The sequence below is a fragment of the Micromonospora globosa genome, assembly GCF_000717585.1.
GTDB lineage: Bacteria > Actinomycetota > Actinomycetes > Mycobacteriales > Micromonosporaceae > Micromonospora > Micromonospora aurantiaca.
Genome location: NZ_JNZR01000067.1, coordinates 1 through 6,037, shown reverse-complemented (window position 1 = coordinate 6,037; position 6,037 = coordinate 1). Strand labels below are relative to the sequence as shown.

The 6,037-nt window shown below is 71.9% G+C and carries 6 protein-coding genes; 4 read left to right on the top strand and 2 right to left on the bottom strand.

Translation table 11 applies throughout. The annotated features are described in order from the left end of the window. Positions 1–560: 560 nt before the first annotated feature. Positions 561–842 (bottom strand): SCO4848 family membrane protein, encoded by a 282-nt coding sequence (locus IF06_RS0131530; protein WP_013289083.1) that lies wholly within the window; start codon positions 840–842, stop codon positions 561–563. Between the two features lie 121 nt (positions 843–963). On the opposite strand from IF06_RS0131530, the gene IF06_RS0131525 reads away from it, so the two are divergent. The 4 genes from IF06_RS0131525 (at position 964) to IF06_RS0131505 (ending at position 5,318) form a co-directional block, all read left to right on the top strand. Further along, positions 964–1,407 (top strand): PRC-barrel domain-containing protein, encoded by a 444-nt coding sequence (locus IF06_RS0131525; protein WP_030275407.1) that lies wholly within the window; start codon positions 964–966, stop codon positions 1,405–1,407. Positions 1,408–1,677: 270 nt separating this feature from the next. Continuing rightward, positions 1,678–2,736, top strand: coding sequence for a tryptophan--tRNA ligase (gene trpS, locus IF06_RS0131520; protein ID WP_013289085.1), 1,059 nt, complete (start codon positions 1,678–1,680; stop codon positions 2,734–2,736). Between the two features lie 271 nt (positions 2,737–3,007). Then, positions 3,008–4,726, top strand: a complete 1,719-nt coding sequence (argS, locus tag IF06_RS0131510; RefSeq protein ID WP_013289086.1) for an arginine--tRNA ligase — start codon at positions 3,008–3,010, stop codon at positions 4,724–4,726. 70 nt (positions 4,727–4,796) lie between these two features. Further along, positions 4,797–5,318: an alpha/beta hydrolase gene (locus IF06_RS0131505; protein ID WP_013289087.1), complete on the top strand. Its 522-nt coding sequence runs from the start codon at positions 4,797–4,799 to the stop codon at positions 5,316–5,318. Positions 5,319–5,463: 145 nt separating this feature from the next. On the opposite strand, the gene IF06_RS0131500 is transcribed toward IF06_RS0131505, so the two are convergent. Further along, the gene (locus IF06_RS0131500; RefSeq protein ID WP_013289088.1) at positions 5,464–5,757 is read right to left on the bottom strand and encodes a DUF4287 domain-containing protein; all 294 of its coding nucleotides are present in this window, start codon (positions 5,755–5,757) and stop codon (positions 5,464–5,466) included. Between the last annotated feature and the right edge of the window lie 280 nt (positions 5,758–6,037).

The following is a 6,037-nucleotide window of genomic DNA, read 5'->3' as shown; positions in this document are numbered from 1 at the left end:
ACACACCAACCACCAGGCCCCACAACCGCGGAACCCCCAGCCGGGGCATTTCGTTCAACCACCCGCCGCTCTCGCGCCGGGCACTTTTACTACGTTACCTCACCGTCTCTGCCGTGTCAAACCGTGTGTCCCGGTCTGTCATGCTTCGTACGGGTCGGCGCCGCTGAGCACGCGCAGCAGTCACCCGCTGCGATGATCATCGGATTTGGCAGGCCGGCCGCTGCGGTTTCCCGCAAGCTCGCCCGGTGCCCTGCCGGTCGACAACCTTACCCGGTCGGTTCCGCTGCGCCAAATCCGCCCTGCGGCGTTTCGGCGGGCCTCGCCCGGACCGCGTCCTCGCAAGGCCGAAAGCCTCGGTCGGACCCGGTGCCAGCCCTGTTCGGTGCTCCCGGGCTTTCGTCCCGTTTGCCCCGTTCCGCGCTGGCAGAGAGAAAGTTACGCGTCTGCGGGTTTGAACGTCAAATCGAGGGGTAGCGGCGCGCGTCACACCCGTCCACAGGCGCCCGCGATCAAGGAGTTCGCGTCACGAACGACGTCCCCAGCGGACACAAACTCCTTGATCACCGGGGCGACGGCGGGGCGGAGGGCGAGGAGGGAGACGGGCGGCGGGCGGCCCGGTAGGCGCGGATGCCCAGGACTCCCACAGTCGTGCCGATGGCCAGGGAGGCGGCGATCAGCAGGGCGTGCACCCACAGGAAGCCGGTCGGGCTGCCCTCGCCGACGACGCCGGCCGACCAGGCGCGCTCGTCGTTCCAGATGGCGACCGCGAACCTCGGCCAGATCGCCCACGTCCAGACGCCGACGGCGACCAGGAACAGCGACCAACCACGTGACAGGACCATGGTCGGCCAGTATGCCAGCGCGCCGTCCGCCCAGGTCAGGCCAGCGGTCGGCGCAGCAGGCGTTTCCGTTCCCGCCGCCGGGGCACTGTTCTGTCGAGCCGATTCGACGGAGGTGCCACCGATGCAGCCGTTCAACCCGTGGACCTGGCGGGATCCGTCCGCCCTGGCCGGAGGGTACGACCAGACCCGGCCCGGAGACGTGCCGGAACAGCGCGCCGGCGAGGCGGACGACGGCCTGGACGCCCCCGGCCCGGGTACGCCGATCGACCTCACCGGCTACCGGGTGGAGGCAACGGACGGGCGGATCGGCTCCATCGACGAGGCGAGCGAGGACGCGGACGCGCGGTACCTGGTGGTGGACACCGGTCCGTGGATCTTCGGCAAGAAGGTGCTGCTGCCGGCCGGCACGGTGGCGCAGGTCGACCACCTGGACCGCGTCGTGCACGTGGACCGCACCCGGGAGCAGGTGAAGGAGTCGCCGGCGTTCGACAGGGACCACTTCGCGCACCCCGAGTACCGGGATCGGGTCGGCAGCTACTACACGGAGAGCTATCGACAGCAGTAAGCGCGGCAGGAGGCAGCGGCGCAGGCCGGTGAACGGTTACCGTGTCAGTCATGGTCCGGCCGCGCAGCTGCCTCCCGGAGACCCGCAGCGGTCTCCCGGGCCACGCTGTCGACGGCCGGGAGCAGATCCTCGACGTACTCCGTGCCGGCGGACTCCGTTTCCGCGCCGGCGGGCGATGGCGGCGCTCGTTCTGACGAGCCCGCTCCACCGACCTGGGTGACACCCGGGTCGCGTCTCCCCGCCAGCGAACGGCACGAAAGGCGTACGACCATGTCCTCTGCACGCATGCTCACCGGTGACCGCCCGACCGGGCGGCTGCACCTCGGCCACTACGTGGGCAGCATCGCCAACCGGGTGCGGCTGCACCAGCGCTACGAGAGCTTCTTCATCATCGCCGACCTGCACATGCTCACCACCCGCAACAGCCGCGCGGACATCGAGCAGGTCGCCCACAACGCCCGCGAGATGGTCACCGACATCCTCGCCGCCGGGGTGGAGCCGGAACGGGCGACGTTCTACCTCCAGTCCGCGATCCCCGAGGTCGGCGACCTGAACACGCTGTTCCAGAACCTCATCACTGTGCCCCGGCTGGAACGGGTGCCGTCGTTGAAGGAGATGACCCGGGACGCCGGCAAGGACGAGATGCCGTACGGCCTGCTCGGCTACCCGGTGCTCCAGGCCGCCGACATCCTCTGCGTCAAGGGCCAGGTCGTGCCGGTCGGAAAGGACAACGCCGCGCACGTCGAGGTGACCCGGGAGATCGCCCGCCGGTTCAACCACCTCTACGGCGAGGTCTTCCCGGTGCCCGACATGCTCATGTCGGAGACGCCCACGCTGGTCGGGACGGACGGCGCCGGGAAGATGAGCAAGAGCAAGGGGAACGCGATCGCGCTCTCCGACGACGCGGCGACGGTGCGCCGCAAGGTGATGGGGATGTACACCGACCCGAATCGGGTCCGCGCCGACGTGCCCGGCACCGTCGAGGGGAACCCGGTCTTCGAGTACCACGACATCTTCAATCCGGACCGGGCGCAGGTGGCCGACCTCAAGGCCCGCTACCGGGCCGGCCGGGTCGGTGATGTGGAGGTCAAGGAGGCGCTGGCGACGGCGCTCAACCGGTTCCTGGACCCGATCCGGGAGCGCCGGGCCCGCTTCGAGGCGCAGCCCGGCCTGGTCGACGAGCTGATCGTCACCGGCACTGAGCGGACCCGCGAGCAGGTGCGCCGCACGCTCGTCGAGGTCCGCCGGGCGATGGGCCTGAGCAGCGCGTACACCCAGGTGCGGCGCAGGGCCGAGCGCTACCGCAAGGCCGTCGCCACCTCGGCCTGACCACGAGCCGGTCCGGGGTACGCGCTTGCGCCGACCCCGGACCGGCCGGTTACGCTGCCGACATGGCCAGCTCGCACGCGTACCCGATGACGTCCTCCGACGTCCGGCTCGGCGCGCTGCGACGCCGGCGGTCCCGCGACCGCCTGCGCTGAGCCTTCCCCTCCTGCGACCGGCGGATCGAGCCGCCGGTCGTCATCGATCGTCCTCGCTCCGCCGCCGCGTTCCCGTCAGGTGATCCGCGCGGCGGATCCACAGCGAGATCGGCGTACTCATGGATCTTGAAAGGTTGCTCACCGACCGGCTGGCGCCGGCGTTCGCGGCGGTGGCCGGCGTGCCGGTGGACCCGGCCGTGCGGCGCTCGCAGCACGCGGACTTCCAGTCCGACGCGGCGTTGGGCCTGGCCCGGCGGCTCGGCCGGCCGCCGCGGGAGATCGCCGCGGAGGTACGGGAGCGCGCCGCGCTGGCCGACGTCTGCGCGGCGGTCGAGGTGTCCGGTCCGGGTTTCCTGAACCTGACGGTGGCCGGGCACGCGCTCGGCGGGCTGGTGTCCGCGCTGGCCGCCGACCCGCGGCTCGGCGTGCCAGTGGTGGCCGAGCCGGAGACGGTGGTGGTCGACTACTCGGGGCCGAACGTGGCGAAGGAGATGCACGTCGGGCACCTGCGGTCGACTGTGATCGGGGACGCGGCGGCGCGGACGCTGGAGTGGCTCGGGCACCGGGTGCTGCGCGCCAACCACCTCGGTGACTGGGGCACACCGTTCGGCATGCTGATCGAGCACCTGCTCGACCTGGGCGAGGCCGGTGCGGCGCAGGAGCTGTCCATGGGTGACCTGGACGGGTTCTACAAGGCGGCGCGGGAGAAGTTCGACGACGACGAGGCGTTCCGGGAGCGGTCGCGGCAGCGGGTGGTGGCGTTGCAGGGCGGTGACCCGGCGACGCTGCGGCTGTGGCGGTTGCTGGTGACCCAGTCGGAGGGCTACTTCCTGACCGTGTACGACCTGCTCGACGTGACCCTGACCGGCGACGACTTCCGGGGCGAGAGCAGCTACCACGACCAGCTCGCGCCGACTGTCGAGGAGTTGGACCGGCTCGGGCTGCTGCGGCGCAGCGACGGCGCGGACTGCGTGTTCCCGCCCGGGTCGGTGGGCCGTGACGGCGAGCCGTTGCCGCTGATCGTGCGCAAGTCCGACGGCGGGTACGGCTACCCGGCCACCGATCTGGCCGCGCTGCGGCACCGGACCGGCGCGCTCGGCGCGACCCGGCTGCTCTACGTGGTCGGGCTTCCGCAGCGGCGGCACTTCGAGATGGTGTTCGCGGTCGCCGCGCAGGCCGGCTGGCTCACCGCACCGGCGCGGGCCGAGCACGTCGGGTTCGGCTCGATCCTCGGCCCGGACGGGCGGATGCTGCGCAGCCGGGCCGGCGGGTCGGTGAAGCTGGCCGGGCTGCTCACCGAGGCGGTCCAGCGGGCCACCGCGCTGGCCCGGGAGCGCAATCCGGAGCTGGGCGAGTCGGAGGCCGCCGAGGTGGGGCGCGCGGTGGGCGTCGGCGCGATCAAGTACGCCGACCTGTCCGGGGACCGGCACAAGGACTACGTGCTGGACTGGGAGCGGATGCTGTCGCTGGACGGGAACACCGCGCCGTACCTCCAGTACGCGTACTCCCGGGTCCGGTCGATCTTCCGGCGGGCCGGCGCGGCGGCGCGGCCGGACGCGGAGGTCTCGCTCGCCGAGCCGGCCGAGCGGGCGCTCGCCATGGAGCTGGTCGGCTTCGCCGCGGTGGTCGAGGAGGTGGCGGGTGGGTTGGAGTTCCACCGGCTGACCGCCTACCTGCACCGGCTGGCGGTCGCGTTCAGCGCGTTCTACGAGCGCTGCCCGGTGCTGCGGGCCGAGGGGCCAGTGCGGGAGAGCCGGCTCGTGTTGTGCGACCTGACCGGGCGGGTGCTGCGGCAGGGCCTGAACCTGCTCGGCATCCGTACCCCGGAACGGCTGTGAGGCCGAGGGGTCACCGGCAATCCATGCAGCGGCTAGCGTGACGCATCGATCGAACGCAAGGGAGGCGACCATGGCGGATCGGCGCGCGGTACTCGCACCGGGACAGGGCTACGACACCCGGGGACCGCTCTTCGTCTACATCGGGGAGGCGCTGCGCCGGCTCGGTTTCGAGGTGCACGAGGTGACCTGGCGGTCGCTGGGCGAGCTGCGGCTCGACAGCGCGCCGGAGTGGGTCGCCGAGCAGCTGGATCCGGTTCTCGACGCCGGGGTGGATCTGCTCGTGGGCAAGTCGCTCGGCAGTTTCGCCGCGCCGCTCGCCGCCGACCGGGGCATCCCGGCGGTGTGGCTGACGCCGCTGCTGACCGACCCCGCGGTACGGGAGCCGCTGGGCCGGGCCACCGCGCCATTCCTGCTGGCCGGCGGCACCGGCGACCGGTTCTGGGACGGTGCGGTGGCGCGCCGGCTGACCCCGTACGTGGTGGAGGTCGCCGACGCCGACCACTCGATGATGGTGCCCGGGCCGCTGGCGGCCTCGGCCGAGGCGCTCGGGCGGGTCTGCACGGCGGTGGAGGAGTTCGCCGCCGGCCGCTGACGGGTCAGCGGCGACTCCGCCGCGTCCACACCACCGCCACCACTGCCGCGATGAGCGGCAGTAGGCAGCAGAGCGTCAGGACGAACAGGTGCCACGGCTTGATCGCTCCCATGGGGCGAACGATAGGCGTCGCTGTCCACAGCCGCTACGCGGAGGCTCGGGCGGCCTTGCCGTCCAGCCACAGCGTGTCGCTGTCGTCGCGGTGGGAGCCGGTGGAGCCGACGTGCTTGGCGCTGATCCTCGGCCCGTTCTTGATCACGTGAATCAGAGCCATCGCGTGTCCCCGGCCGAGGCCGTACTCGTCCTTCAGCCAGGCCACGATCACGCCCGCCTTGACGTCGGCCGCGTCGTAGCCGCGCTCCTTGGCCTCGTCGACCAGGACGCGCGGGGTCTTGCCGGTCTTGTCCTCGATCGCGTCGAGGTACGCCTGGAAGGACATCTGCCCAACCCTTCGCTCGGGAGGTGGTGACGACCTCCACACTCCCGGGCGGGACGGTGCCGATCAACGACTGACCGGGCCACCGTCGTTGCCTCCAGGGCAACGATCGCCGTCGGGCGAGAGGCCGGAGAGCCCGGCCCGCGTGGTCGCGGGGCCGGGCTCTCCGGATCTCGGGGTACGCGCTCAGCGCTGGAGGGTGAGTAGTCCGGGTCGGTAGGGCAGGAGGCCGTAGTCGCCGCCGGAGTTGGGGGAGCGGCCTTGGTAGAGCAGTTGGAGGTTG